General features: G+C 70.9%; 20 protein-coding genes and 1 pseudogene. 7 read left to right on the forward strand and 14 right to left on the reverse strand.

Annotated elements, in window-relative coordinates; translation table 11 throughout:
* Window positions 1-54: 54 nt before the first annotated feature.
* A pseudogene (locus ADX84_RS25960) lies at window positions 55-203 on the reverse strand (IS30 family transposase); the annotation flags it as partial.
* 14 nt (window positions 204-217) lie between these two features.
* Complete coding sequence (locus ADX84_RS06180; RefSeq protein WP_049568882.1) at window positions 218-1,465, reverse strand: sensor histidine kinase; 1,248 nt, start codon at window positions 1,463-1,465, stop codon at window positions 218-220.
* 271 nt (window positions 1,466-1,736) lie between these two features.
* Between ADX84_RS06180 and ADX84_RS06185 the strand changes: the two genes are divergently transcribed.
* Window positions 1,737-3,200, forward strand: a complete 1,464-nt coding sequence (locus tag ADX84_RS06185; RefSeq protein ID WP_049568886.1) for an alpha/beta fold hydrolase — start codon at window positions 1,737-1,739, stop codon at window positions 3,198-3,200.
* A 101-nt stretch (window positions 3,201-3,301) separates the two neighbouring features.
* Here the strand turns inward: ADX84_RS06185 and ADX84_RS06190 are convergent, their stop codons facing one another.
* Window positions 3,302-3,607: a hypothetical protein gene (locus tag ADX84_RS06190; protein WP_049568890.1), complete on the reverse strand. Its 306-nt coding sequence runs from the start codon at window positions 3,605-3,607 to the stop codon at window positions 3,302-3,304.
* A gap of 169 nt (window positions 3,608-3,776) precedes the next feature.
* Between ADX84_RS06190 and ADX84_RS26260 the strand changes: the two genes are divergently transcribed.
* From ADX84_RS26260 to ADX84_RS06200, 3 genes are all read left to right on the forward strand, one after another.
* Window positions 3,777-3,929 (forward strand): hypothetical protein, encoded by a 153-nt coding sequence (locus ADX84_RS26260; RefSeq protein WP_199776487.1) that lies wholly within the window; start codon window positions 3,777-3,779, stop codon window positions 3,927-3,929.
* Between the two features lie 430 nt (window positions 3,930-4,359).
* Complete coding sequence (locus ADX84_RS06195) at window positions 4,360-5,223, forward strand: serine/threonine kinase (protein WP_369801058.1); 864 nt, start codon at window positions 4,360-4,362, stop codon at window positions 5,221-5,223.
* A 203-nt stretch (window positions 5,224-5,426) separates the two neighbouring features.
* Window positions 5,427-5,726, forward strand: a complete 300-nt coding sequence (locus tag ADX84_RS06200) for a hypothetical protein (RefSeq protein WP_234003854.1) — start codon at window positions 5,427-5,429, stop codon at window positions 5,724-5,726.
* A gap of 7 nt (window positions 5,727-5,733) precedes the next feature.
* Here ADX84_RS06200 and ADX84_RS06205 read toward each other — a convergent pair whose 3' ends face one another.
* A complete protein-coding gene (locus ADX84_RS06205) occupies window positions 5,734-6,693 on the reverse strand; it encodes a threonine/serine dehydratase (protein WP_049568895.1) in 960 nt (319 codons plus the stop codon).
* Window positions 6,694-6,743: 50 nt separating this feature from the next.
* On the opposite strand from ADX84_RS06205, the gene ADX84_RS06210 reads away from it, so the two are divergent.
* Complete coding sequence (locus ADX84_RS06210; RefSeq protein ID WP_049568898.1) at window positions 6,744-7,337, forward strand: flavin reductase family protein; 594 nt, start codon at window positions 6,744-6,746, stop codon at window positions 7,335-7,337.
* A 90-nt stretch (window positions 7,338-7,427) separates the two neighbouring features.
* Here ADX84_RS06210 and ADX84_RS06215 read toward each other — a convergent pair whose 3' ends face one another.
* The 10 genes from ADX84_RS06215 to ADX84_RS06260 form a co-directional block, all read right to left on the reverse strand.
* Complete coding sequence (locus ADX84_RS06215; protein WP_049568901.1) at window positions 7,428-8,099, reverse strand: maleylpyruvate isomerase family mycothiol-dependent enzyme; 672 nt, start codon at window positions 8,097-8,099, stop codon at window positions 7,428-7,430.
* 85 nt (window positions 8,100-8,184) lie between these two features.
* On the reverse strand, window positions 8,185-9,240 hold the full coding sequence (locus tag ADX84_RS06220; RefSeq protein ID WP_049568904.1) for a lytic polysaccharide monooxygenase: 1,056 nt from the start codon (window positions 9,238-9,240) through the stop codon (window positions 8,185-8,187).
* Window positions 9,241-9,302: 62 nt separating this feature from the next.
* A complete protein-coding gene (locus ADX84_RS06225) occupies window positions 9,303-10,325 on the reverse strand; it encodes a glycoside hydrolase family 5 protein (RefSeq protein WP_049568908.1) in 1,023 nt (340 codons plus the stop codon).
* Between the two features lie 81 nt (window positions 10,326-10,406).
* The gene (locus tag ADX84_RS06230) at window positions 10,407-12,170 is read right to left on the reverse strand and encodes a glycoside hydrolase family 6 protein (protein ID WP_049568912.1); all 1,764 of its coding nucleotides are present in this window, start codon (window positions 12,168-12,170) and stop codon (window positions 10,407-10,409) included.
* A gap of 344 nt (window positions 12,171-12,514) precedes the next feature.
* A complete protein-coding gene (locus tag ADX84_RS06235) occupies window positions 12,515-13,336 on the reverse strand; it encodes an IclR family transcriptional regulator (protein WP_049568915.1) in 822 nt (273 codons plus the stop codon).
* Window positions 13,333-14,172, reverse strand: coding sequence for a carbohydrate ABC transporter permease (locus ADX84_RS06240; protein ID WP_017543575.1), 840 nt, complete (start codon window positions 14,170-14,172; stop codon window positions 13,333-13,335). The genes ADX84_RS06235 and ADX84_RS06240 overlap by 4 nt, the downstream gene beginning before the upstream one ends.
* The gene (locus tag ADX84_RS06245; protein WP_156208034.1) at window positions 14,169-15,038 is read right to left on the reverse strand and encodes a carbohydrate ABC transporter permease; all 870 of its coding nucleotides are present in this window, start codon (window positions 15,036-15,038) and stop codon (window positions 14,169-14,171) included. Before ADX84_RS06245 ends, ADX84_RS06240 begins: the two co-directional genes overlap by 4 nt.
* Before the next feature lie 104 nt (window positions 15,039-15,142).
* Window positions 15,143-16,441 carry an extracellular solute-binding protein gene (locus ADX84_RS06250; protein ID WP_049568920.1) on the reverse strand — a complete coding sequence of 433 codons (1,299 nt, stop codon included), beginning with the start codon at window positions 16,439-16,441 and terminating at the stop codon, window positions 15,143-15,145.
* 171 nt (window positions 16,442-16,612) lie between these two features.
* Entirely contained in the window at window positions 16,613-17,230 is a 618-nt protein-coding gene (locus tag ADX84_RS06255) for an FMN reductase (protein ID WP_049568923.1), read from the reverse strand.
* Window positions 17,227-18,330 carry an LLM class flavin-dependent oxidoreductase gene (locus tag ADX84_RS06260; RefSeq protein WP_049568926.1) on the reverse strand — a complete coding sequence of 368 codons (1,104 nt, stop codon included), beginning with the start codon at window positions 18,328-18,330 and terminating at the stop codon, window positions 17,227-17,229. Before ADX84_RS06260 ends, ADX84_RS06255 begins: the two co-directional genes overlap by 4 nt.
* Window positions 18,331-19,671: 1,341 nt before the next feature.
* Between ADX84_RS06260 and ADX84_RS06265 the strand changes: the two genes are divergently transcribed.
* Together ADX84_RS06265 and ADX84_RS06270 are read left to right on the forward strand one after the other, a co-directional pair.
* The gene (locus ADX84_RS06265; RefSeq protein ID WP_199776491.1) at window positions 19,672-20,655 is read left to right on the forward strand and encodes a LacI family DNA-binding transcriptional regulator; all 984 of its coding nucleotides are present in this window, start codon (window positions 19,672-19,674) and stop codon (window positions 20,653-20,655) included.
* Window positions 20,656-21,026: 371 nt separating this feature from the next.
* Window positions 21,027-22,244 carry an MFS transporter gene (locus ADX84_RS06270; protein ID WP_049568929.1) on the forward strand — a complete coding sequence of 406 codons (1,218 nt, stop codon included), beginning with the start codon at window positions 21,027-21,029 and terminating at the stop codon, window positions 22,242-22,244.
* Window positions 22,245-22,323: the final 79 nt, after the last annotated feature.

Here is a 22,323-nt window from a genome sequence, read left to right on the forward strand (position 1 = left end):
GCCTGGTCGGATTCTGGTGGTCGTCGCAAACACCGATGACCAGCTGCTCGCTTGGAGCAGCTTGGCGAGGCGCTCGGCTGGGGTATCCCAGCCGAGCGTTTTGCGTCGGCGCCCGTTGAGCTGGACCACCCCTCCAGGTGTCCGAGTGAGTGCGCGGACAGATCGGTGCCCTTGGGGAAGTACTGCCTGAGTGGCCCGTTGGTGCCCGCGCCACCCCTCAGGCGGGCTCGGGGGGCGCCTCCACCGCGGGGAGTTCGGCGGTCAGTCGCCAGCCGCCACCGGGGGTCCCCTCCGAGGTGAGTCGGCCGCCCAGGGCGTCCACCCGTTCCCGGAGCCCAGCCAATCCGTACCCGCTCTCGGGCGGCGGCACCAGGTCGCTCGGCGGTTCCGCGTTGGCGACCTCCACGGTCAGGGTCTCCCCGCCCAGCCGGACCGACACGGTCACGTCGGCCCCCGCCGCGTGCTTGGCGGCGTTGGTCACCCCCTCCTTGACCACCTGGAAGGCGGTGCGCTGGACCGGCAGCGGGAGGTCGCCCGCCCCGGGGAGCCCGTCCCGGAGTTCGACGGTCATCCCCGCCTCACGCCACTCGTCGAGCAGCTCCCGCACCCGTTCAAGGGTGGGCTGCGGCTGGTCGGGCGCGGGGCCCGAGGGCAGTTGGCGGAGCACCCCGAGGATGTCGCGCAGCTCTCCGAGTGCCTGGCGTCCCGTCCCTCGAATGAGCCCCGCGGTCTCCAGGGCCTTCGGATCGCTGGTGGAGACCTCCAGCCCTCCGGCGTGCAGGACGATCAGGCTGACCCGGTGGGCGACCACGTCGTGCATCTCCCGCGCGATGCGGTTGCGTTCGGCGCTCACCGCCCGTTCGGCGAGCAGGTGCCGTTCCCGGTCGAGCCGTTCGGCCCGCTCGGTGAGCCCATCCACGAGCTGGCGACGGGTGCCCACGTACAGTCCCAGGGCCAGGAGCAGCAGCACGGCCATCACGCCCATGAACACGAACTGGGCTTCGTCCTGGTAGACGACGACCACCGCCGCCGCGAAACACAGCGACCAGGCGACCGGGGAGAGCGGGCTCCGGGCGAAGGCCGCGTAGGAGTAGACGGCCACGAGGGCGGGGACGACGTTGCCGAACCCCAGGAGTAGCAGGAGGGCCAGCACCAGCAACCAGAGTGGGTGGGTACGCCGGACCAGCATCGCCGCCGACGCGCACAGCGCGGGCAGGGCGACGTACAGCAGCCCCGGAAGCTCAGGGCCGTACAGCTCGGACTGGGTCTCGAGGAGAGTCCCCGTCCAGGCTCCGGCCAGGCCCCAGCCGTCCAGGGCCTGGATCTGGAACTGGACGGTGAAGAGCAGGGTGCCCAGAGCGTAGAGCCAGTCGGCGGCGGTCCCGCGCCACTCGCGTCGACTGAGGGGGTCCAGGCCGCGCCATCGGGCGAGGCAGCGGCTGGGAAGAGGGATCCGGGTGCGCATGAGGGCTGAGTTTAGGGCGCCCGTGCCGTGTCCGGGGCGCCGTCACCCGGCCGAGCGCTCGACCCCCCACCAAAGTCGGTGGCCGAACCGACCAAGGACACACCGCGACGGCCTCCACCCGGTACTTCGGAGACCCGTCGGATCATCCGCCAGGGGCATGCCCGGAGGGGGTGGCCGTACGTAGCATTGCGGCGACTCCGAGACACCGGGGCGCCACGTGCTCCGGTCAGCTCTCTCGGACGCGTCCCCGATCCCACGAGTGGAGACCCCCATGCCCCTTGCACGCGGTACGGCCCTGACCGCCCTGTCGGGACTGATGCTCACGACCGGAGCCGTCCCGGCCGGTGCGGTGCCCGCCCCGGAACCGGACTGGCGGCTCTGCTCGGAGGTGGCCGCCGGTTGGGACGAGGACGACGAACGCACGCTGTGCGGGACCGTGACCGTGCCCCTCGACCACGACGACCCCGGCGGTCGCACCATCGAGATCGCCCTGACCCGGGTGCCCGCCGCCGAGGACAACACCTACCCGGTGCTGTTCAACCCCGGAGGGCCGGGGCATCAGGGCGTGACCATGCCCGGACGCATCCTCGACAGTGAGGCGCGGGACCTGGGGCTACGGCACGACCTCATCGGGTTCGATCCGCGCGGTATCGGCCACAGCGCGGCCCTGGAGTGCGAGGACGACTACGTCGCGCCCGATCCCTCGCCCGACCTGAGCGCGGAGGAGCGGGCGCGCGGAGTCGCCGAGGAGCACGCCCGGATCAACGCGGAGTGTCACGCCAACGACCCGGAGCTGGTCGACTCCCTGACCGTGGAGAACGTGGCCCGTGACATGGAACTGGTCCGCCAGGCACTGGGCGCGGAGACCATCGGCTACTACGGGGTCTCGTGGGGGTCCCTGCTCGGCGTGACCTACCGTTCCCTGTTCGACGACCGGGTGGAGGCCATGCTCCTGGACTCGGTGGTGTCCCCGGACACCAGCGTGTCCCGACTGGAGGAGGGCCAGGCGGAGGCGGGCGAGGAGGTCTTCCACCGGTTCACCGACTGGATGGCCGAGCACGACGACGTCTACGGTCTGGGTACGGAGGGCGGGCCGGTACGGACGCGGGTGCTGGATCTGCGTGACGAACTGGCGGAGGAGCCGCGCACCACACCCGACGGAACGGTGGTGGACGGCGACGCGGTGACGGCGCTGCTGTCCACACCGGAGCGCGAGTGGCCCGACAACGCGACCGCCCTGGTGGCCCTGCTGGACGGGGGCGTCCCCGAACTGGGGCAGCCCCACGCCGAGGGGTTCGGTTGGGACACCGAGACCGACGGCGGTACCTTCTTCGCCCAGATGGCGCTGCTGTGCAACGACTCCGAGAGCCCGCGTGACTTCGACCAGGTGTGGCAGCACCGGACCGAACGGGCCGAGCGTCTGCCCGCCATGGGCACCCTGGGCTTCTACGAGCACCTGTGCGTGGGCTGGCCCTCGGCGGGCCTGGCGCCGGAGCTGAGCCCGGGTGAGAGCCCGCTCCAGCTGGTGGGGCACACCCGCGAGATGGTCACTCCCCACCGTTGGGCCCTGGACATGAGTGAGGTCGTCGGCGGGCGGGTCCTGAGCGTGGAGGACGACGGCCACGGCACGCTGTCCAACCTGCCCTGCGCCGAGACGGCGGTGGAGTTCTTCGAGACCCGTGAGGCGGTCACGGAGACCTGCCCGGGTACGACTCCGCCCACTCCCCGGGGCTGAGCGAGCGGCCCCGTGTGCCCTCCCGTCACTCGGGAGGGCACACCACTGCGGGTCCGCCTGGTCGCGGTCAGCCGGGGTCGCGGGTCAGCCGGGGTCGCGGGTCAGCCGGGGTCGAGGTCGCCCAGCGCCCGTTCCCAGCGGCGGCGCCTGTCGTCGACGGGCAGTTCCCACCAGGGTGTGCCCCTTTCCCCCAGGCCCTCCTTGGCGCGCCCCACCTTCGCCCGAGCCTCCCTCTCCGCCTCCGCGTCACCCGCCCGCAGCGCGGAGGCCACCTCTCGGCGCGCGGCCATCAGGTGATCGACCAGGCGCTGGCGCACCGGCGCGGGGAGCTCCGGGTCACTGGCCCGCCACTTTCGTCCCCGGACCACGACATAGCGACCGTCTGGAGTGGGTTCGGCGTCCGACATGACCGGGAGCCTGCCCTGGTCCCGTCTCCGCCACACCGGACGGCCCCGGCTGCGGGGCGGCGAGGCACCAGCGGCTTATGACGCAGTTCACTCTGGTTTACACTGGGTCTGAAAGTTAACGCATATTACGGTTGGAGGCGTCGGCGCCCTCGAACCCCCGGAGCTACCCATGATCGACGCCACCTCGTTCGGCACCGCCCTGACCACGCTGGCGGTCATCGTGACGCTGGTGATCGCCTTCGGCCTGGCCATCCTGTCCGACATGGCCATGCGCCGACGTGAGGACCGCGCCGCCTCGGCCCAGCGCGCCACCGAGGACTGACACGGCGCCGAGCCGAACCACGGGGCGCGCTGGAGGGGCGGCGCCCTTCCTGACCAGCCGCCCCTGGCGCCCGTGTGGACGGCTTCGACCCGTGCTGCCCTGTCGGGCACGGCCGCGCTCGCTCCCGTACTGCCGTGAGCGCGCGGCGAAACCGGGCCGCTCCCACGCTTGGGCGATCGCCGTGGAAGCCGGGATCTTCGCCCGCTCGACGCCCCCGGGCCCGTCGTGCCTGGCGACCGCGCTGTGAGCGCTCTCCGCCTCTCTCGATGGTCCGCACCCACTCCCCACGCCCCGTTATGGTGGCATTCGCCGCATGGTGCGGCACGGTGATCGGCGCCCGCTCCGCCCTCACGGATCCTGAGACGGAGCCCGTATGACCCATCCCCCATCCGTACCCGGGGCTGTCCCGGGGCGGAGGAGACTCTCCCCGTTGGCCAGGATCGGCCTGGGGTGCGGCGGCTGCGCGACCCTGGCCTTCCTCGGCTTCGTCGCGCTCATCGTCCTCGCGCTGATCCTGCCGCCGACGGCCGAGGAACCCGCGTCCGCTTCCCCCGCGGAGGAGACCGTCCTCGAACTGGTGGGGCTCGACCTGCCGGACGCCGAGGAACAGCTGGACGAGGCCGGTCTGGACCTCGACGACCTGGTTCTGGGAGCGCTCTCCGAGGACGCGCCGTGGACCCGCTCGGCGATGGTCGTGTGCGACCAGGAACTCACCGAGGACACCGCGGCGCTGACCGTGGTTCCCGAGGGGGTGGACTGCCCAGAGGACGACACCACCGAGGAATGGCCCACGCTCCCCGACCTCACCGACGGGCAGGTCGGCGAGGCCCGGGAGTGGATCGAGGGCGCGGGCCTGGCCATGGTGGTCGGGAGCGCCTTCGGGGACGTGGACGCCCCGGAGGCGGCGGACGCCGACGGGCACACCGTCTGCGGACAGGAGCCCGAGGAGAAGGGCGCCACCGCGCCGTTCTCCGACACCCTCGAGGTGGAGCTCTTCGTGGTCTCCGCCGACCTCGACTGCCCCGGGGAGATCGGCGACCCCAGCCCCACGCCGGAACCGGAGCCCGAACCTGAGCCCGAGCCCGAACCCGCACCAGCTCCGGAGCCCGCACCGGCGCCCGCGCCCGCACCAGCGCCCGATCCGGAGCCCGCGCCGGAACCGGCCCCGGTCCAGGGCGTGCATCCCGGCGCCTTCTGCTCGCAGCACTGGCAGTTCGGCCGCACCAACAACGGCACGCTCATGCAGTGCACGACCACGGCGGAGGACTCGCGCTACCGCTGGCGCGCCGCCTGAGGACTGCGTGTGGGGTCAGGTGAGAGGCTTTCCCGCGTCAGCCTCTCACTTGGGCCCCACCCCGCTCCGGTGTGGCTAGGGTGACCACGCGTCCGACGCTCCTCGACGGTCGTGTCCGCCCCTGAAACAGCCCCAAGGTTGGAGTCCCCGTGCGTTACGCAGGTCCGATCCCGCACCGTGTGGTCCGTCCCTTCAATCAGTGCGTGACGGCGCTGCGTGCCTCACCCCGCTGGGGCCGGCCGCTGCGCCGACACCTGACGGTGGTCACCTACACGGGGCGGCGGTCCGGGCGCGAGTTCTCCACCCCGGTGGCCTATCGGCTCAGCGGATCGACGGTGACCATCCCCGTCGCCATCCCCGAACGCAAGAAGTGGTGGCGCAACTTCACGGGTGAGGGCGGACCCCTGTCCCTGGAGTTGCCCGAAGGGGTGCGGTCCGGGCACGCGGTGGCCAGTACGAACCAGCGGGGCCGGGTCGCCGTCACCGTGCGTCTGGACGACTGAGCCGGGCTCAACCCACGGCGGTCAAGCGAGTGAACAGGGCGGGGTCCACGTTGCCGCCCGAGACCACCGCGACCGTGGCCTCCGGCCGCCCCGGCACCGTCTCCACCTTTCCCGCCAGGACCGCCGCCGTGGCCAGGGCGCCGCTGGGTTCGGCGACCAGCCGGGCCCCGTGGGCGAGGGCGGACACCGCTCCGGCGATCTCGTCCTCGGAGACGGTGACGATCTCGTCCAACCGGGCCGCCAGGTGCGCGAAGGTGCGTTCGGACAGGCCGACGCGCACCCCGTCGGCCATGGTCCGGTGGGTGCGCTCCGGTTCCCAGGCGACCAGACGTCCCTCGCGCAGGCTCTCCGCGGCGTCGGCTGCCAACTCGGGTTCGACGCCCACCACGCGCACCCGGCGGGGGTGCACCGTCCAGGCCGCCGTGGTCACCCCGGACGCCAGCCCTCCCCCACCCACCGGCACCACGATGGTGGTGACCTCGGGTGACTGTTCCAGGATCTCCAGGCCCACGGTTCCCTGCCCGGCGATCACCCGGGGATCGTCGAAGGGCGGGACCAGCGCGAGGAGTTCACGGTCGCGGAGCTCGGTGGCGGCGGCCAGGCGTTCAGCGGGCGGCACCGTCACCACGCGCGCACCGTATCCGCGTATGCGGTCCACCTTGACCTGCGGGGAGCCCTCCGGCACCACGACGGTGCAGGGCACCCGCTGCCGGGCGGCCGCGAGCGCCAGCGCGAGACCGTGGTTGCCCGAGGAGTGCGTGACCACCCCGTGTGCACGCTGGACCGGGGTGAGCTGGGCGACGGCGTTGGTGGCGCCCCGCAGTTTGAAGGCGCCGGTGGGTTGCAGGCTCTCCGGTTTGAGGAGGAGGTCGGTCCCGTGCGGCCCCGCGGTGAGGGGTGTGCGCACCACGTGTCCCTCAACCCGGGCGGCGGCTGCGCGGACGTCGTCGGCGGTGACCAGTTCCATCCGGTGGATATGCCCGCGTCCACCACCCGCACACGGGATACTCGTTGGTGATGCGTACCGAATACACCCCCGTCGCCCTGCCCGGCCGGGACTTCTACAAGCTGATGTCGTCCGTGGTCCTGCCGCGCCCGATCGCGTGGGTCTCCACCACCTCCGAGTCCGGTGTGGACAACCTCGCGCCGCACTCCTTCTTCACGATCTCCTGCACGGAACCGCCGATCGTGCAGTTCACCTCGGTGGGCCGCAAGGACTCCCTGCGCAACGCCGAGGCCACCGGGGAGTTCGTGGTCAACCTGGCCACCGAACCGCTCCAGGAGCAGATCAACGCGTCCGCGACGGACTACCCGCCGCACCTGAGCGAGTTCGACGAGCTGGGTATCGAGCGGGAGGCGAGCACCACGGTGCGGCCGCCCCGGGTGGCGGCGTCGCCGGTGGCGCTGGAGTGCTCCCTGCACTCGACCCTGCGCCTGGGTGACTCCACGGTGGTGTTCGGCCGGGTCCGGACCGTGGCCGTGGACGAGTCCGTCCTGGTGGACGGCCTCCCGGAGGTCACCCTGCTGCACCCGATGGCCCGGCTCGGGCGCAACGAGTGGTCCACCCTGGGTGAGGTGCGCGCCATCGACCGCATCCCCTACACACCCTGAACCACTGACCGCGCCGTCACCGAGCGCCCGACCGGCGAGGGAACGTCCGCGCCTCCGCCCGCGCCTGGGCCCCTCCTCTGGGAGAAGCGATCAGACGGTGAGATCGGCCTCGGGGGCGGGCAGGGTGGGCAGGAACGGAGCCACCCCGGCCGGGTCGCCGCCGGTCCAGTCCATGGCCGTGATCTGGCGGACGCTGCGCCGCCCGGTGACCGCCCGGGCCAGTTCGAAGGCGGTGCCGCTCAGGGTGAGGACCCCGCCCTCACCGAGCTCCCACTCCTGGCCGGTGTCGGTGGCGACCACTCGCAGGGCGGGACCCTCGGTGGGCCAGGCCTTCGCCAGTCCGCCGAGCGGGAAGTCCGCGAGCTGGTCGGCGTCCTCGGTCTGGGCCGCCAGTCCGAGGGCGCCCCGCAGATCGTTCTCGTGGTGCCACAGGTCGAGGGCGAGCAGACCGTAGCGCCTGCGCTTGTTGGTCCTCAGCAGCTCCAGCACGGCGGGGGCCTCCTTGCGCCACTGGGCGGCGACGGAGCCGATGTCCAGCTGGGCGCGGTCGGCGACCTGGCGCGCCGTGACCTCGTCACTGACCGGAGGCGTGACGTCGCCCCTCACCACGTCCGCGCCGAGCCCCGCCAGGTGGGCGTACACCTGCTGGACGGTCCAGTCCGGACAGGCGGGGACGACCCTGGCGAGCTGGTCCCGGTCAAGGGTGGCGGCCAGGTCGAGGAGTCGGTCCTGACAGTTCTGGTAGATGCGCGCGGAGTCCATCGGCCCAGGTTACCTAACACCGTTAGGGGCAAGAGGGCCGGTCCCGGAGATCGAGGCCCCGGGACCGGTTCCGACGTGTCACCGGTCAGGGCCGCTGACACTCCACGCCGGGCAGGATGTTGGCTCCCTCGAAGGTCGCGGTGAACCCGAAGGAGGTGGAGTCACCGGCGGCGAGCGTGCCGTTGTGTGCCACGTTGGAGGCCTCGAAGTGCGCGCCGTGGTTGACGAGCGAGGCGTTCCACACGTTGGTGATCTCCTGGCGGTTGGCGAACACCCAGTCCACCATCCACCCGGTCACGCCGTCCTCCCCCGCGGTGACCTCGACCTCCGCCTGGAAGCCGTCGCTCCACGCGTTGGTGACCCTGTACTCCGCCGTGCAGTAGTCCTGCGCGGGCGGGTTCGTGGGCTTGGGGTCGGGCGGGTTCGTGGGCTCGGGCTCCGTGGGGTCCGGACCCGGCCCCGGGTCGGTTCCCGGGTCGTCGCCGAAGACGACGTCGGAGCAGTTGTAGAAGGCCTCGGGGCTGTCAGAGCGCTCCCAGACCGAGTAGACGAGGTGGCGCCCCTCGCGGTCGGGGAGGTCCACGTCCCAGTAGTACTCGGCGCCCGCCTCGCCCCCGCTGCGCAGCGGGGGGTCGACGACCTCGTCGATCAGTTCCAGGTCGTCCCAGGTCAGAGGCGAGTTGGGGTTCCAGTCGTCCACCGTGACGTAGGTGAAGAAGGTCCCCGGGTGGGGTGCCCACGCGTTGTGGTGGAACTCCACCGTGGTGTTCGGCTCCAACTGGGTGGACGGCCAGTCGGTGCGGGCCGCGTTGAAGGCGGCGAACTGCTCGGTCGGACCGCACAGCTCTCCGTCGGCCACGAACTCCCGGTGCTGGCCGGCGGAGTTGCCGATCAGGTTGCCGAACCAGTTCCAGAAGGCGTAGTCGCCGCCCTCGGCGAGGGCGTCGGCACAGGCCGCGTTGACGGGCTGGAGGGCGCCCCCGGAACTGCCGCCGGTGGCGTCCTGGAAGCAGGCGTAGGTGCGTGAGGCGGGATAGGTGAAGGCCCCGTGGGCCTCGGCCGGTTCGGGCGCGGCGACGACGGCGTAGCCGATGGCCAGGCCTCCGAGCGCCACTGCGGCGATGGTCTGACGTGACCGCATAGGTCACTCCTCGTGTGTGCGTTGGGGGAACCCGGCCGCGCGGTGTACGCGGCCGGGGGCTTTCACGTACGTGCGCGCGGGCCGGACTGCTCCGCGCCGTACACGGGAGCCCGGACCGAGGTCTGGGCGATGCCGTCGGGGCCGTGGAAGATCCGTTCACCCCAGGGCGTCAGGGAGTCGACGTCGAAGTCCTCGACCATGTCCAGGTAGGCGACCTCGTCGCTGTTGCCGCTCCAGGACCAGCCGATGTACCCCAGGCCGAGCCGTTCGGCGTGGCGCATGATGGCGTCCTCGTCCGGGTCGCCGTCACTGTGGTCGAATCCGAACTCACCGACGACGAGGGGCAGACCGCGGTCGGTGAAGTACTCCAGGTAGTCGACGATCACCGACTCCTGTTCGTACACGCCGTACATGTGGATGGAGAACACGGTGTTGGCGTGGGGGTCGGAGTCGAACACGCCCTGGGCGCCGTCGCGCATGGTGTGCGTCCAGTCCTGACCCCAGTTCGGGGCGTCGACGACCAGCGTGTGGTCGAAGCCCGCCGCGCGCAGGCGCTGGATCGCCTCCGAGGTGGCGGAGGCCCAGGAGGCGTTGGTCGCCTCGTCGTTGCCGAAGGGCTCGTTGGCGATGTTGACCAGGACGTGGTCCTCCTCGCCGGCGACCGCGTCCTGGATCCGCAGCCAGTAGTCGACGGCCTGGTCCAGCGTGGCGGCCTCGGGTTCCTCCCCGTAGCCGGTGGTGTCGTGCACCTCCAACATGCAGATCAGACGGTTCTCCTTGCAGTCGGCGACGATCGCGGCGACGTCGCCGACATCGTTCTCCTGCCAGCGGTCACCGCTGCTGAGGACCACGCGGACAGTGTTGGCGCCCAGCGAGCCGATGTCGGCCAGGGCTCCGGTCTGGTGGGTGTACCAGGCGTGCGGGTGGCTGACCCCGCGGATGACGAAGTCGTTGCCCGCGGCGTCGACGAGGCGACCGTCACTGACTCGGAAACCGGTGTCGGCGTGGGCGGGGATCGTGTGGGCGAACAGCGCGGCCAGGAGTGCGAGGACCGCGGTGAGGGCGAGTGTCAGGCGTTGCTTCACGAGGCCTCCGTTCGGGGAGGGGCCCTGCCGGGCGCCCGCCGCCGGGGGGTGTGCGGCGGGCGCCCGATCCGGGAGGGCCTCCTACTGGACGGGCGGGTACGCGTTGGCCAGCAGCTCCTGGAACTGCTCGGAGAACCAGTGGCCGGAGACGGGCGCGTCGGCCAGCGCGCCGCTCATGTTGTGGCCGTTGCGCGGGTTCCCCTCATAGGTGGGGTCGCACATCCGGTCGAACCCCTTGCCCTCGTCGTTGGGGATCTCCGTGCTGGAGCCGTCCGACTCACCCGGGGGCTTCATCCACACGTAGGCGTCGATCCCCGGTTCGGGGGCGGTGGTGGGCCGCTCGCCCAGCCCGGCACCGGACTGGTTGCACCAGTTCCCGGACTGGATACGGCGGTCGAAGCGGCCGCCGTCGACGTAGGCGTCGACGTCGGTGGTCGGACCGGCGCTGACCGGCCGGTCGGAACCGCCCCAGCCGTTGCGGGAGGTGTCGATGAGCATGCCGATGCCCGAGTCGAACCCCTGGGAGACCAGCTCGGCGCGCAGGGCCTGGGCGAAGGAGAGCTCGTCGACGTAGTTGTTCCAGTCCACCCAGGTGGACTGGCGCACCGAGGTGCCGTTGATGGTCTGCCCGACCGCGAAGTGCTCCTCCTTCAGAGCCGAGTAGTTGGCGGTGTTGGCGATGAAGCCGTGCACGTCGTCGGGGGTGGCCCCGTTGGCGTTGGCGGCCTCGTGGAACAGGGCCGCGGAGGGCGCGAAGTTGTCCTCCCAGCCGATCCAGCCGTGGTGGCCGGCGTCCACGTAGTTGTAGACGTTGTCGATGGCCCCGAGCTGGGCCAGCGCGTAGCCGACGCCGTTGACGTAGTTGCCGTTGGCCAGCATGACGTCGCACTCGGGGGTGGAGGTGTCGCGCGGCGACACATTGGTAATCAGATTGGGCAGCGAGTCGATCTCGATCGTGGTGACGATCCGCAGGGAGGTGTCCTCGTAGTCGCGCAGGATGTCCGCGATCGGGTCGACGTACTCCGACTCGTAGCGGTCGATCTCGTCAGGTCCGAGTTCGCCGTTGGAGGCCAGGGCGGCGCAGTCGCGTCCCGGCAGGTTGTAGACGACCAGCTGGAAGACCAGCGGCTCTCCGGCCGCCTGCTCGACGGCCTCGTCGAGGTGGTCGCGCAGGCCCATGTCACCGGTGGTGGGGCTTTCGTTGCCCTCGATGGCGCTGATCCGGTCCATCCAGACGCCGGTGGGCTCGTTGGCGACGGCCTCGCCACCGGGTTCGGCCGCGGCGTTGGCGGACCAGATCGGGTTCACGTAGACGTCGGCCCCCACGTAGGGGTTGTCCACCCGTTCGCTGGGGCTGGGCCCGGGTCCCGGGTCGGGATCGGGGCCCGGTTCCGGGTCGGGCCCCGGGTCCACGCTGCCTTCGCAGAGGACGCCGTTGAGAGTGAAGTCCGTCGGTGCCGTGTTGCCGCCCGAGTAGTCGGCCTGGAACCCGAAGGACGCGGTCGCGTTCTGGGAGATCGTGCCGTTGAACCCGGCGTCGGAGACCGAGACGCTCGTGCCGGACTGGGTGTGGGTTCCGCCCCAGCTGTGGCTGATGCTCTGGTTCCCGTCGAAGGTCCAGTCCAGGGTCCAGCCGTTGACCGCGTTCCCGAGGTTGGTGATCTCGACGTCGGCGGTGAAGCCGGAGCCCCAGTCGCTGACCTGGTAGTCGACCGAACAGCCGGTGGCGGCGGTCGCGGGGGCGGAGGCGGTGAGTGCGGTGGTCACGCCCAGCAGCAGGGCGGAGGCCAGGGCGAGTGCGCGCCGTGGCCCGGTCGAGTGTTCGTGGGAGGGGGATCTGCTCATCTTCGTTTCCTCGCGTAGGGGGGGTGCCAAGGAGAGTGAGCTTGCGGAGGGCGTCGCACGAGGTCCCGGAGAGGCTGAGTGGGGGCGACGCGGTGCGCGGACTCGGCCGGGAGGGAACTCCCGCCGCCGGGTCGTGCACCTGTCGGTCGTGGTGCGGTCCGGACTGCGAGCGCGGGCCGTCACCCGGATTCGGGAGCGCTCCCATGCTTCGCTTTCCGGAAAGTTAACACCATTGAAAACTCGCTGCAATGGGTGACGGACAGAAAACTCTTCGGAGGTTTCGCCCGATCACGGAAGCCGCTGGTCCACCCGATCAGCCGAGCATGGTCCGGATCCCCGTCGGCCTACGGCGCCCCGTGGCCTCCGCCCGCGGCGTCCGCGGGACGCCCGCCCAGCTGCGCGGACACCCGTGCCGCCACGGCGGCGACCTCCGGGCCGAGCCTGCGCACCCGCGCCACGGGCAACTGACTGACCAGCGAGGACACACTGATCGCCGCCACGGGGTCGCGGTTGTGGTCGAAGACCGGGGCGGCCACGCACCGCACCTCGGGTTCGTTCTCACGGTCGTCGATCGCGTATCCCCGCTCCCGCACCCTCCGCAACTCCTCGGCCAGGACCCGGGGGTCGGTGACCGTTCGCGTGGTGACGGCGGGCAGACCCCGCGCCACCACGTCGGCCACCAGGTCGTCCGGGCTGAACGCCAGGATCGCCCGCCCCACCGCCGTACGGTAGGCGGGCATCCGGGCACCGATCCGCGAGGCCATCCGCACCGTCGAGGCGTTCTCGACCTTGTCCACGTAGACGACGTCGTGCACGTCCAGCACAACCAGGTGGCAGGTGTGCCCGGTGTGGCGCATCAGGCCGCGCAGGTGCTCCGACGCGACCGAGCGCAGATCCATGTGGTCCAGGTAGGACTGCCACAGCAGCAACGCGGCCGTGCCCACGCGGAACCGGCCGGTGCGCGCGTCCCGGGTGAGCAGGCCGTACTCCACCAGCGGGACGGACAACCGCAGCACGGTGCTCTTGTTCACGCCCAGACCCTCGGCGAGTTCGGTCAGGGTGGTGCCGCCGCGCTCGGGCGGGGTGGAGCGGACCTGCTCCACCAGCGCCAGAGCGCGGCGCAGCGACGCCGAGGCGTTGCGGCGGGGTTCGGACTCCGAACTCACCCCTTGACCGCCCCGCCCAGTCCGTTGGCCAGCCGGTGCTGCACGAACAGGAAGAACACCAGGACCGGGAGCGTCATCAGGACCGAGCCCGCCATGATCCCGCCCCAGTCGTTCTCGTCCGGCTTGAACAGGGACAGCAGGGCGATGGGCAGGGTCTGGTTCTCCTGGGCGGAGATGATGAAGGTGCGGGCGAACAGGAAGTCGTTCCAGGTCATGATGAACGAGAAGATACTGCACGCCACCACGCCGGGGGCGACCAGTGGGAACAGCACCCGGGTGACGAAGGTCAGGCTGCCCGCGCCGTCCAGCCACGCCGCCTCCTCCAGCTCCTTCGGCACCGCCGCCACGAAGCTGCGCAGCATCCACACGGCCAGCGGGATGGCGAACGCCGTGTGTACGAGCATGAGCGAACCCAGCTGGTTCAGCCCGATCCCGGGAATGCTGTACCCCAGGGTGCGCATGAGGAAGAACAGCGGGATGGTCAGCGCCTCCACCGGCACCATCTGCGCGGTCAGCACCATGATGAGCAGGGTGGTGCGCAGCCGGAAGCGGTAACGGGTGAGTGCCACGGCCGCCAGGAAGGCGCACAGGGTGGAGACGGTCACGACCACGACCGCCACCAGCACGCTGTTCAGCAGGTACTGTCCGAACCCGTCGATCAGCAGCACCCTGCGAAACGACTCCAGGGTGGGTTCGAGCGTGTAGGGGGCTGGGTCCCCGGCCTCCAGGGCCGCCCGGGGCTTGAGCGCCGAGAGCAGCATCCAGTACAGCGGCAGGGCGACGACCAGCGCCACCAGCAGCCCGGCGACGTCGTTCCTGAGTCTGCGGAGCGTCACAGTACCTCCCCTTGGCGGCGCAGGGCGCGCAGGTACACGAGGGTGATCAGCAGCAGGAGCAGGGTGGTGATCACGCCGACCGCCGATCCCAGGCCGTACTGGCCGGAGGCGAACGCCTTCTGGTACGCGTACACGTTGAGGACCAGGTTCTGTCCGGCGATCCCCCCGCCCCCGGTCATGATGTAGATCTGCGTGAAGATCTTGAAGTCCCAGATGATGGACTGGATGGTGACGATGGTGACGGCCGGGCGCAGCATCGGCAGCATCACCGACCACGCGATCCGGGACGTGGAGGCGCCGTCCAGCCGGGCGGCCTCCACCACCTCCTCGGGGATGGCCCTGATCCCGGCGTAGAGCGTGACCATGACGAACGGGAACGAGCACCAGACCACCTGGGCGCCGACCAAGGCGAAGGCGGACCACTTGTCGTAGGTCCACGAGTGTCCGGAGAAGTCACCGAACCCCAGCCAGGTCAGTGCCTGGTTCACCGGACCCAGGGTGGGGTCGAACAGGTGCAGCCACACGGCGCTGCCGGTGACGGCGGGGGTGGCCCAGGCGCCCAGCGCGGCGAGGAAGAGCACGGTGCGCACCCAGGGCGTCAGGCGTGTGGCCAGCACCGCGAGGGAACCGCCCACGGCGAGGGTGCCGAGCACACAGGCGGCGGCGAAACCGACGGTGTTGAGCAGCACCTCCCAGAACTGGGGGTCCGAGAGCAGCGTCCGGTAGTTGGCCCAGCCGACGAACTCCAGGGGTTCGGCGCCGGTGACCTGGGGCTGGCGGTAGTCGAAGAACGACACCAGGACCAGCTGGTAGAGCGGGTAGACCAACATGACGCCCAGTACCAGCGCGGCCGGTACCAGGTACATCCAGGGTTCGATCCGGCGGTTCCGGGAGCCCGGGGGCCGACCGGTGGGACGCCGTGGTGGGGAGGTCGTGGGAGCGGGGGTCGGGGGTCTTGCGTCCACGTGCGTCACTCTCCCCCGAAGGCGTCGTCGAGGGCGCGGGCGGCCTCGTCGGTGGCCTGGTCCACGGTGGTGTTCCCGGCGGCGACCCGCTGCACCATGGCGGGGAGGATGCCCTCGGCGTCCACCGTCGCCCAGGCTCCGGTGACCGGCACGAACCGGGTCCCGGCGTCGATGGTCTCGACGAACGGGGTGATCTCCTCGTCGGAGGCGGCCAGTTCCTCGCGCACGTCGGTGTAGGCGGGCAGGTTGCCCATGGCCTCGTACATCTTCAGCTGGTACTCCTTGCCCGCCAGGAGTTTGACGAACTCCACTGCGAGGGTGCGGCGCTCGGTCCCGGCCAGGACGCCGAGGTTGTTGCCCCCGGCGAAGGCGGGCGCGACGGTACCGGGTTCGGTTCCGGGAAGGGGGACGACGGCGGCGTTCTCGGCGACCTCGCTGTCGCGCAGGGCGTTGAGGTTGAAGTTGCCGCCGATGGTCATGGCCGCGTTTCCCGCGAGGAAGTTCTGCACGGAGGCGTCCCCGGTCATCTGCGAGCAGGTCTGGGGCGGGCAGACGTCCTCGGAGAGGATCCGCCCGTACAGCTCCAGTCCCCGCCTGGACTCGGCTGAGTCGATGGTGGCGGCGTAGCTGTCACCCCGGGGTTCGGCGATGTCACCGCCGTGCGCCCAGACGAACGGCATCATGGCGTAGGTGTAGGCGCCGCCCGCGGAGACCCCGAGCATGCCGGGGTGGTGTTCACGCGCGGCGCGGCCGGTCTCCACGACCTCCTCCAGGGTCTGCGGGACCTCCCGGTCCAGTTCCTCCAGCACGTCGGTGCGGTAGAAGAGGGCGCGGGCGCCGAGGAACCAGGGAACGCCGTAGGAGGAGCCGTCCACCCGTGCGGTGGCCGCGACGTCGTCGGCGATGTCCTCGTGCGGCGCCCAGTCGGCGAGGTCCTCGGTGAGGTCCACGAACCCGGCCGACTCCACGTACCCGGCCAGGTCCGTGTTGCCGTACTCGGCGACGTCGGGGGCGGAGGCGGGGTCGAGGAAGGCGCCCTGGAAGCGCTCGGCCCGGGTCTCCACGGGGATGTACTGGACCTGGACGTCGACTCCGTCGTGCGCGGCCTCGAACTCCGCGACGGCCGCGTCGACGACCCGTTCCTTCGGGGCCTGGTCGACCTCGGAGAACAGCCAGACGCGCAGGGTGCCGTCCGGCTCGTCCACTCCGGAGGCGGCTCCGGTGGTCTGCAGGGGCGCGCAGGCGGTGGTCAGGGCCGCGAGTCCGAGGAGCGCGCACAGGCGCGCGGGGGTAGTGAGTCGCATCGAAACTCCCCAGGTCGGAGGTAGGGAAAGCGGTGGCCGACCATTGGTGGGATGACTCTAGGGACGCACTCGGACCAGGCAGAAGGGCGCGGGGACAAAGTTGTGCCCTGCACAACGCGGGGTGCGCAGTGCAGGGCACGGGGACCCGGAGGCCACGGTGTGGGGCCGCGTTCAGCGCCCCAGGCCGGACATCAGGTCAGCGAAGGGCGTGGGATCGTCGTAGGGGTCGGTCGCCGTGGGCGCGGCGTCGGTGACGAGCAGGGCCAGCTGCCGGGCCGCCCGCGCGATGCGCTCGGACAGTTCCCGGCCGCCGCTTTCACCCGCACCCCAGTCCTCGGAGGCGGCGTAGACGCCCGTGGGCACCACCACCGAACGGGTGTAGGAGAACATCGGGCGCAGGGCGTGCTCCAACACCAACGAGTGGCGCGGGCTGCCCCCGGTGGCGGCCACCACGACCGGCTTGCCGTCCATCGCCTCGGTGTCGACGACGTCGAAGAAGGACTTGAACAGGCCGCTGTAGGAGGCGTTGAAGACCGGGGTCACCGCGATGATCCCGTCGGCCTCGGCCACGTCAGCCAGCACCCCGGGCAGGTCGCCCGTGGGGACGCGCGTGGTCATGGCGTTCATGATGTCGTGGGCCAGGTCCCGGAGTTCGACCACCCGGACCTCGACCTTCTCGTCGCGTTCGGTGAGGGCCTCCTCGGCGGCGGCGGTCAGCCGGTCGGCGAGCAGGCGGGTCGAGGAGGGGTTGCTGAGCCCGGCCGTGACGGTGACGAGCTTGCGGGTCATTCCTGGACCTCCGTGTTCGTGGTGGCGCGCTCCTTCGCGGCCAGGAGCGAGGCGTGGTTCGGGGCGTCGGGCACGTGGGCGGGCTTCCTGGCGGCGAACTCCCTGCGCAGCACAGGCACGACCTCCTCGCCGAGAAGGTCCAGCTGCTCCAGGACCGTCTTGAGCGGCAGTCCCGCGTGGTCCATCAGGAAGAGCTGGCGCTGGTAGTCACCGAACGACTCCCTGAACCCCAGAGTACGGTCGATGACCTCCTGCGGGCTGCCGACGGTGAGCGGCGTCTCGCGGGTGAACTCCTCCAGGGAGGGGCCGCCGCCGTAGACCGGCGCGTTGTCGAAGTAGGGCCGGAACTCCTTCACCGCGTCCTGGGAGTTCCTACGCATGAACACCTGGCCGCCGAGCCCGACGATGGCCTGCTCGGCCCTGCCGTGGCCGTAGTGCTCGAAGCGGCGGCGGTACAGGGAGATGAGCTTCTTGGTGTGGGTGGCGGGCCAGAAGATGTTGTTGTGGAAGAAGCCGTCACCGTAGTAGGCGGCCTGTTCCGCGATCTCCGGGCTGCGGATGGAGCCGTGCCAGACGAACGGCGGCACGTCGTCCAGCGGGCGCGGCGTGGAGGTGAAGCCCTGGAGCGGCGTGCGGAACTTGCCCTCCCAGTTGACGACGTCCTCGCGCCAGAGACGGTGCAGGAGGTTGTAGTTCTCCAGCGCCAGCGGGATGCCCTGGCGGATGTCCTGTCCGAACCAGGGGTAGACCGGCCCGGTGTTGCCCCGGCCCATCATCAGGTCCACGCGCCCCCCGGCCAGGTGCTGGAGCATCGCGAAGTCCTCCGCGATCTTGACCGGGTCATTGGTGGTGATGAGGGTGGTGGAGGTGGACAGGATGATCTTCTCGGTCTTCGCCGCGACGTAACCGAGCATGGTCGTGGGCGAGGAGGCCACGAACGGCGGGTTGTGGTGCTCACCGGTGGCGAAGACGTCCAGCCCCACCTCCTCGGCCTTCAGGGCGATCCGCACCATCGCGTTGATCCGCTCGCCCTCGGTCGGCGTACGTCCCGTGGTGGGGTCGGTCGTCACGTCGCTGACCGAGAAGATTCCGAACTGCATGGCCGTTCCCCGATCCAAATAGCTTCCTAGGAAAATGCTTTCGATGAAACTATCATGCGGAACCCCACCCGGAAGCCAGGTATTCCCGCGCCCGCGGACCGCGCGCACGCAGAGCCCGCCCCACCAGGAACGCCTGCCGAGGGGCCACTATGCCCCGAAGTGCACCGAACTGGGGGAACCGACGCCGGTGAGAGTGTGAAGGGGGCTGGGCGTCGCGACGCCCAGCCCCCTTCACACCTCAGCCCTGCCCCTCGGGCAGGAAGCACCGCACCCCATCGATCCGCCGACGATGTGCGCGTCGAACTCGGCCAGCCCCTCGGTTGGCACCCATCAGCTCCAGGCTCGTCTGACCCCCCACCCGCCGGACGGGGTAGCGTGAGGCGAACCGGCTTCCACACGGAAGCGGGTGACGTGCCCCTCACCGTCGCGTGGCGGGATCCACTCCCGGGCGATCCGCGTCCCGCGGTCCTCGTTCAGGACGGCGTGGAAGACGGGCTGGCCAGGGCGGGTGCCGCGGCCACTCCCGCCAGCCGGAATCCCCGTCCAGGGCGAGTTCCTCGGGCCGGTGGGGCACCACAGGGTCGTCGCCTCCGACCTGGTCACCTCCTTGACGAGCCTGGTTCGGCGGGAGCTTAGGACGCCCGTGCCCGAGTCCGCACCGGCTTTTTACCGGGCCGAACGAAAATCGGAGCACTCACCGGGAACACCTATCCTCAGAGAAGCGTTCTCACAGGTGAAGCACCTCAGACCGACCCCGACCCCAACTCACCCACAGAGTCTGTGCGAAGCTTCCGAGATCACCTCAAGACCATGCGCGGTTGTACGCGTTCGTGTCGGCAATGGGGGTTTCTGACACGAAACCATCGCTACAACCGCCTTCCCAGCGGCCAGACCGCACCTAGTGCGTAGGCCGCGCGGTCGGGTTCCACGTTGGGGGACGTGGGACCCGGCCAGGCTTCAGGGGGGCGCGCCTCAGGGCGCGCCCCCCTTTTTTCTGTGCCGGGGCCGCCCGGAACCGCCCTCACAGTAAACGGGCCGAGTGCGGCCGCAGGTGAAGGCGTCGAGGGCGCCGAACGGACGTCCGCCACGTGGCCGGAGCCCCGCCCGATACGGCCGATGGCGGTCAGGTCTGCGGCTCCAGGGGGTGGGAGCCCGCGCGGCGAAGTGACGGCGGCAGGGGTGTGGAGGCATCGGGGGCGGTGGCGAACTTCGATCAGCCTCTCTTGTGCACCCCCGTGACGAGTGGTTCGCGGACCCACCACCGCCGGGAACGGTACGATGCGCCTGCGTGGGAGGGAGACCGTGATGACGCATGGCGGAACGGCCGGCGGACGGCCGACGATGGCCGACGTCGCGGCGCTCCTGGGCGTCTCCCGGCAACTCGTCTCCCTGGTCCTGGGCGACCGGCCCGGCCCAAGCGCGGCCACCCGCGAGCGTGTGCTGCGCGCCGCCGAGGAGCTCGGCTACCGCGCCGACACCGCGGCCCAGCTGCTACGCCGGGCACGCAGCCGCCAGGTGGGAGTGCTGTTCACCATGGAGCATCCGATGGACGCCGACCTGGTCGAGGCCCTGTACCCGGAGGCGGCCCGGCTCGAGTACAGCGTGGCTCTGAGCGCGATGCTCGCCAACCGCACCGAGCGCCAGGCGATCGACGAACTCGTGGGGTTGCGCTGTGAGGCGCTGGTTCTGATCGGGATGTCCGCACAGGCCCCGGAGGATCTGGCCAGGGTGGCCGAACGTGTGCCGGTGGTGGAGATCGGGCAGCGCACCAACGCGGTCGGGACGGACAGTGTCCGTACCGACGCCGTGTCCGGTGTGCGACAGGCGGTCGACCACCTGGTCGCCCTGGGGCACCGGCGGATCGCGCACGTGTACGGCGGTGATCTGCCCAGTGCTCCGGAACGCAGAGCCGGTTACCTGGAGGGCATGCGGGCGCACGGGCTGGAGGACTGCGTGGACCTGGTTCCCGGCGCCTACACCGAGGAGGCGGGGGCGCACGCCGCGTCGGCGCTCCTGGCCCGGGACTCCCTGCCCACGGCCGTGGTGTGCTGCAACGACCAGTCGGCGCGCGGTCTCGTGGAGACCCTGCTGCGCGCGGGCCGTTCCGTGCCCGGGGAGGTGTCCGTGGTGGGATACGACGACAGCCGCGCCGCCCGGCTCTCGTTCCTGAGGCTGACCTCGGTCCGCCAGGACGTGCACCGGATCGCCGAACTCACCCTCGGCGCGGTGGCGGAGCGTCTGGAGGAGGGACGCACGGAGAGCACGCACGTGCTGCTCCCCACCACACTCACCGTGCGGGAGAGCACCGCTCCCCCACGAGCTTGACGACCACGCGCCGCGCTCCGACCCCTCAGAACCCGTTGTGGCCCCGGATCGCTCTCGCCCCTGGATCCGAGACGCCCGCGCCCCCGTCCCGGCAAACAACCTCACCACACGCGCCCCTCGCACCCCGGCTGTCGCATCACCACCCGGTGTCTCCCCAGCACCCCATGATGGGACCGGCCGCGCGAGGCAGATCACGTAGCGGACCATTGGAATTTCTCGGGCACGGGTGTCATTGTTGATTTAGCACGTGCCAAATAACCGTGTCCCACCCCCACCGGGCGACCGGACCCACGTCGCTCCATCCCAACCACGCCGCGAGGCCCTCCTCGGCCCGTGTGCACGCCGTCCACCGTCTGGAAGGGGGCATCGCCATGCCTCTGGCCCTGCTCGCCCTGGCTCTCGGGGCGTTCGCCATCGGCACCACCGAGTTCGTGATCATGGGCCTGCTCCCCGAGGTCGCCACCGACCTCGGCGTGCCCATCTCCACCGCCGGATACCTGATCTCCGCGTACGCGCTCGGTGTGGTGATCGGGGCTCCCCTGCTCACCGCCCTGGGCACCCGGCTGCCGCGCAAGACCATGCTGCTCGTGTTCATGGGCGTCTTTCTGGTCGGCAACCTGGCCACCGTGATCACCAGCTCCTACGGCGCGGTGTTCGCCTCCCGCGTGCTCGCGGGGCTTCCGCACGGCGCGTACCTGGGCCTTGCCGCGCTGGTCGCGGCGCACCTGGCCGGCCCGGCCCGGCGGGCGACGGCCGTCGCGCGGGTGATGCTCGGCCTGACCGTGGCGAACATCGTCGGCGTACCCGCCGGAACCCTGCTCGGACAGCTGCTCGGCTGGAGGGTGGCCTTCCTCGTGGTGGTCGCCCTGTCCGCCCTGACCATCGTCGGCGTGGCCCGCTTCGTGCCGCACACCCCGACATCCCGCGTGGGCGGCCTGCGCGGCGAGCTCTCGGCCCTGCGTCACCCGCAGGTGATCCTGGGGCTGACCACGGCGGTCTTCGGGTTCGCCGGGGTGTTCGCGGTCTACAGCTACATCTCGCCGATGATGACCGAGTTGGCGGGCATGCCCAGCACCGGGGTCCCGATCGTCCTTGCGCTGTTCGGCGTGGGCATGACCCTGGGGTCGCTGGTGGTCGGCCCGATCGCCGACCGCTGGCTGCGGCCCACCATCTACGTCTCGCTCGGTTCACTGGCCGTCGTGCTCGCGCTGTTCACCCTGACCGTGCACAACCCCTGGACCGCAGCCGCCACCGTGGTGGTTCTGGGCGCTGTCGGCTTCGGCGTGACGGCTCCGCTCCAGGTCCTGGTGATGAGCAAGGCCGAGGCCGCTCCCACGATCGCCTCCGCCACCAACCACTCGGCGTTCAACCTGGCCAACGCCGGTGGTGCCTGGCTGGGCGGTCTCGGTATCGGCATGGGGCTCGGTTACGTCTCCCCCGCCGTGATCGGTGTGGTGCTGGCCCTGGTCGGGCTCGGTATCGCCGTCACCGCCGGACTGGTCGACCGCGAGGGCTCCGGCAACGAACCCTCCTCGGAGAACCACGATGCGGCGGAGGGCCCGGTCTCCGCGCCCGTGGCCCACGGCTGACCCGACACTGGCGAAGCGCCCGTACCCCCCGGGGGTGCGGGCGCTTCCTCGTGTACCCGACGGAGTGGGTTCGGGGGGT

This window comes from Nocardiopsis sp. SBT366 (genome assembly GCF_001083815.1).
Classification (GTDB): Bacteria; Actinomycetota; Actinomycetes; order Streptosporangiales; family Streptosporangiaceae; genus Nocardiopsis; species Nocardiopsis prasina.

Bases quoted from the DNA above. Each gene is read 5' to 3' on its own strand.
- ADX84_RS06190 (WP_049568890.1), bottom strand. From the start codon at position 3,607: ATGTCGGACGCCGAACCCACTCCAGACGGTCGCTATGTCGTGGTCCGG.
- ADX84_RS06205 (WP_049568895.1), bottom strand. From the start codon at position 6,693: ATGGAACTGGTCACCGCCGACGACGTCCGCGCAGCCGCCGCCCGGGTT.
- ADX84_RS06180 (WP_049568882.1), bottom strand. From the start codon at position 1,465: ATGCGCACCCGGATCCCTCTTCCCAGCCGCTGCCTCGCCCGATGGCGC.
- ADX84_RS06260 (WP_049568926.1), bottom strand. From the start codon at position 18,330: ATGCAGTTCGGAATCTTCTCGGTCAGCGACGTGACGACCGACCCCACC.
- ADX84_RS06265 (WP_199776491.1), top strand. From the start codon at position 19,672: ATGGCCGACGTCGCGGCGCTCCTGGGCGTCTCCCGGCAACTCGTCTCC.
- ADX84_RS06215 (WP_049568901.1), bottom strand. From the start codon at position 8,099: ATGGACTCCGCGCGCATCTACCAGAACTGTCAGGACCGACTCCTCGAC.
- ADX84_RS06185 (WP_049568886.1), top strand. From the start codon at position 1,737: ATGCCCCTTGCACGCGGTACGGCCCTGACCGCCCTGTCGGGACTGATG.
- ADX84_RS06245 (WP_156208034.1), bottom strand. From the start codon at position 15,038: ATGTACCTGGTACCGGCCGCGCTGGTACTGGGCGTCATGTTGGTCTAC.
- ADX84_RS06230 (WP_049568912.1), bottom strand. From the start codon at position 12,170: ATGAGCAGATCCCCCTCCCACGAACACTCGACCGGGCCACGGCGCGCA.
- ADX84_RS26260 (WP_199776487.1), top strand. From the start codon at position 3,777: ATGATCGACGCCACCTCGTTCGGCACCGCCCTGACCACGCTGGCGGTC.
- ADX84_RS06270 (WP_049568929.1), top strand. From the start codon at position 21,027: ATGCCTCTGGCCCTGCTCGCCCTGGCTCTCGGGGCGTTCGCCATCGGC.
- ADX84_RS06255 (WP_049568923.1), bottom strand. From the start codon at position 17,230: ATGACCCGCAAGCTCGTCACCGTCACGGCCGGGCTCAGCAACCCCTCC.
- ADX84_RS06210 (WP_049568898.1), top strand. From the start codon at position 6,744: ATGCGTACCGAATACACCCCCGTCGCCCTGCCCGGCCGGGACTTCTAC.
- ADX84_RS06250 (WP_049568920.1), bottom strand. From the start codon at position 16,441: ATGCGACTCACTACCCCCGCGCGCCTGTGCGCGCTCCTCGGACTCGCG.
- ADX84_RS06220 (WP_049568904.1), bottom strand. From the start codon at position 9,240: ATGCGGTCACGTCAGACCATCGCCGCAGTGGCGCTCGGAGGCCTGGCC.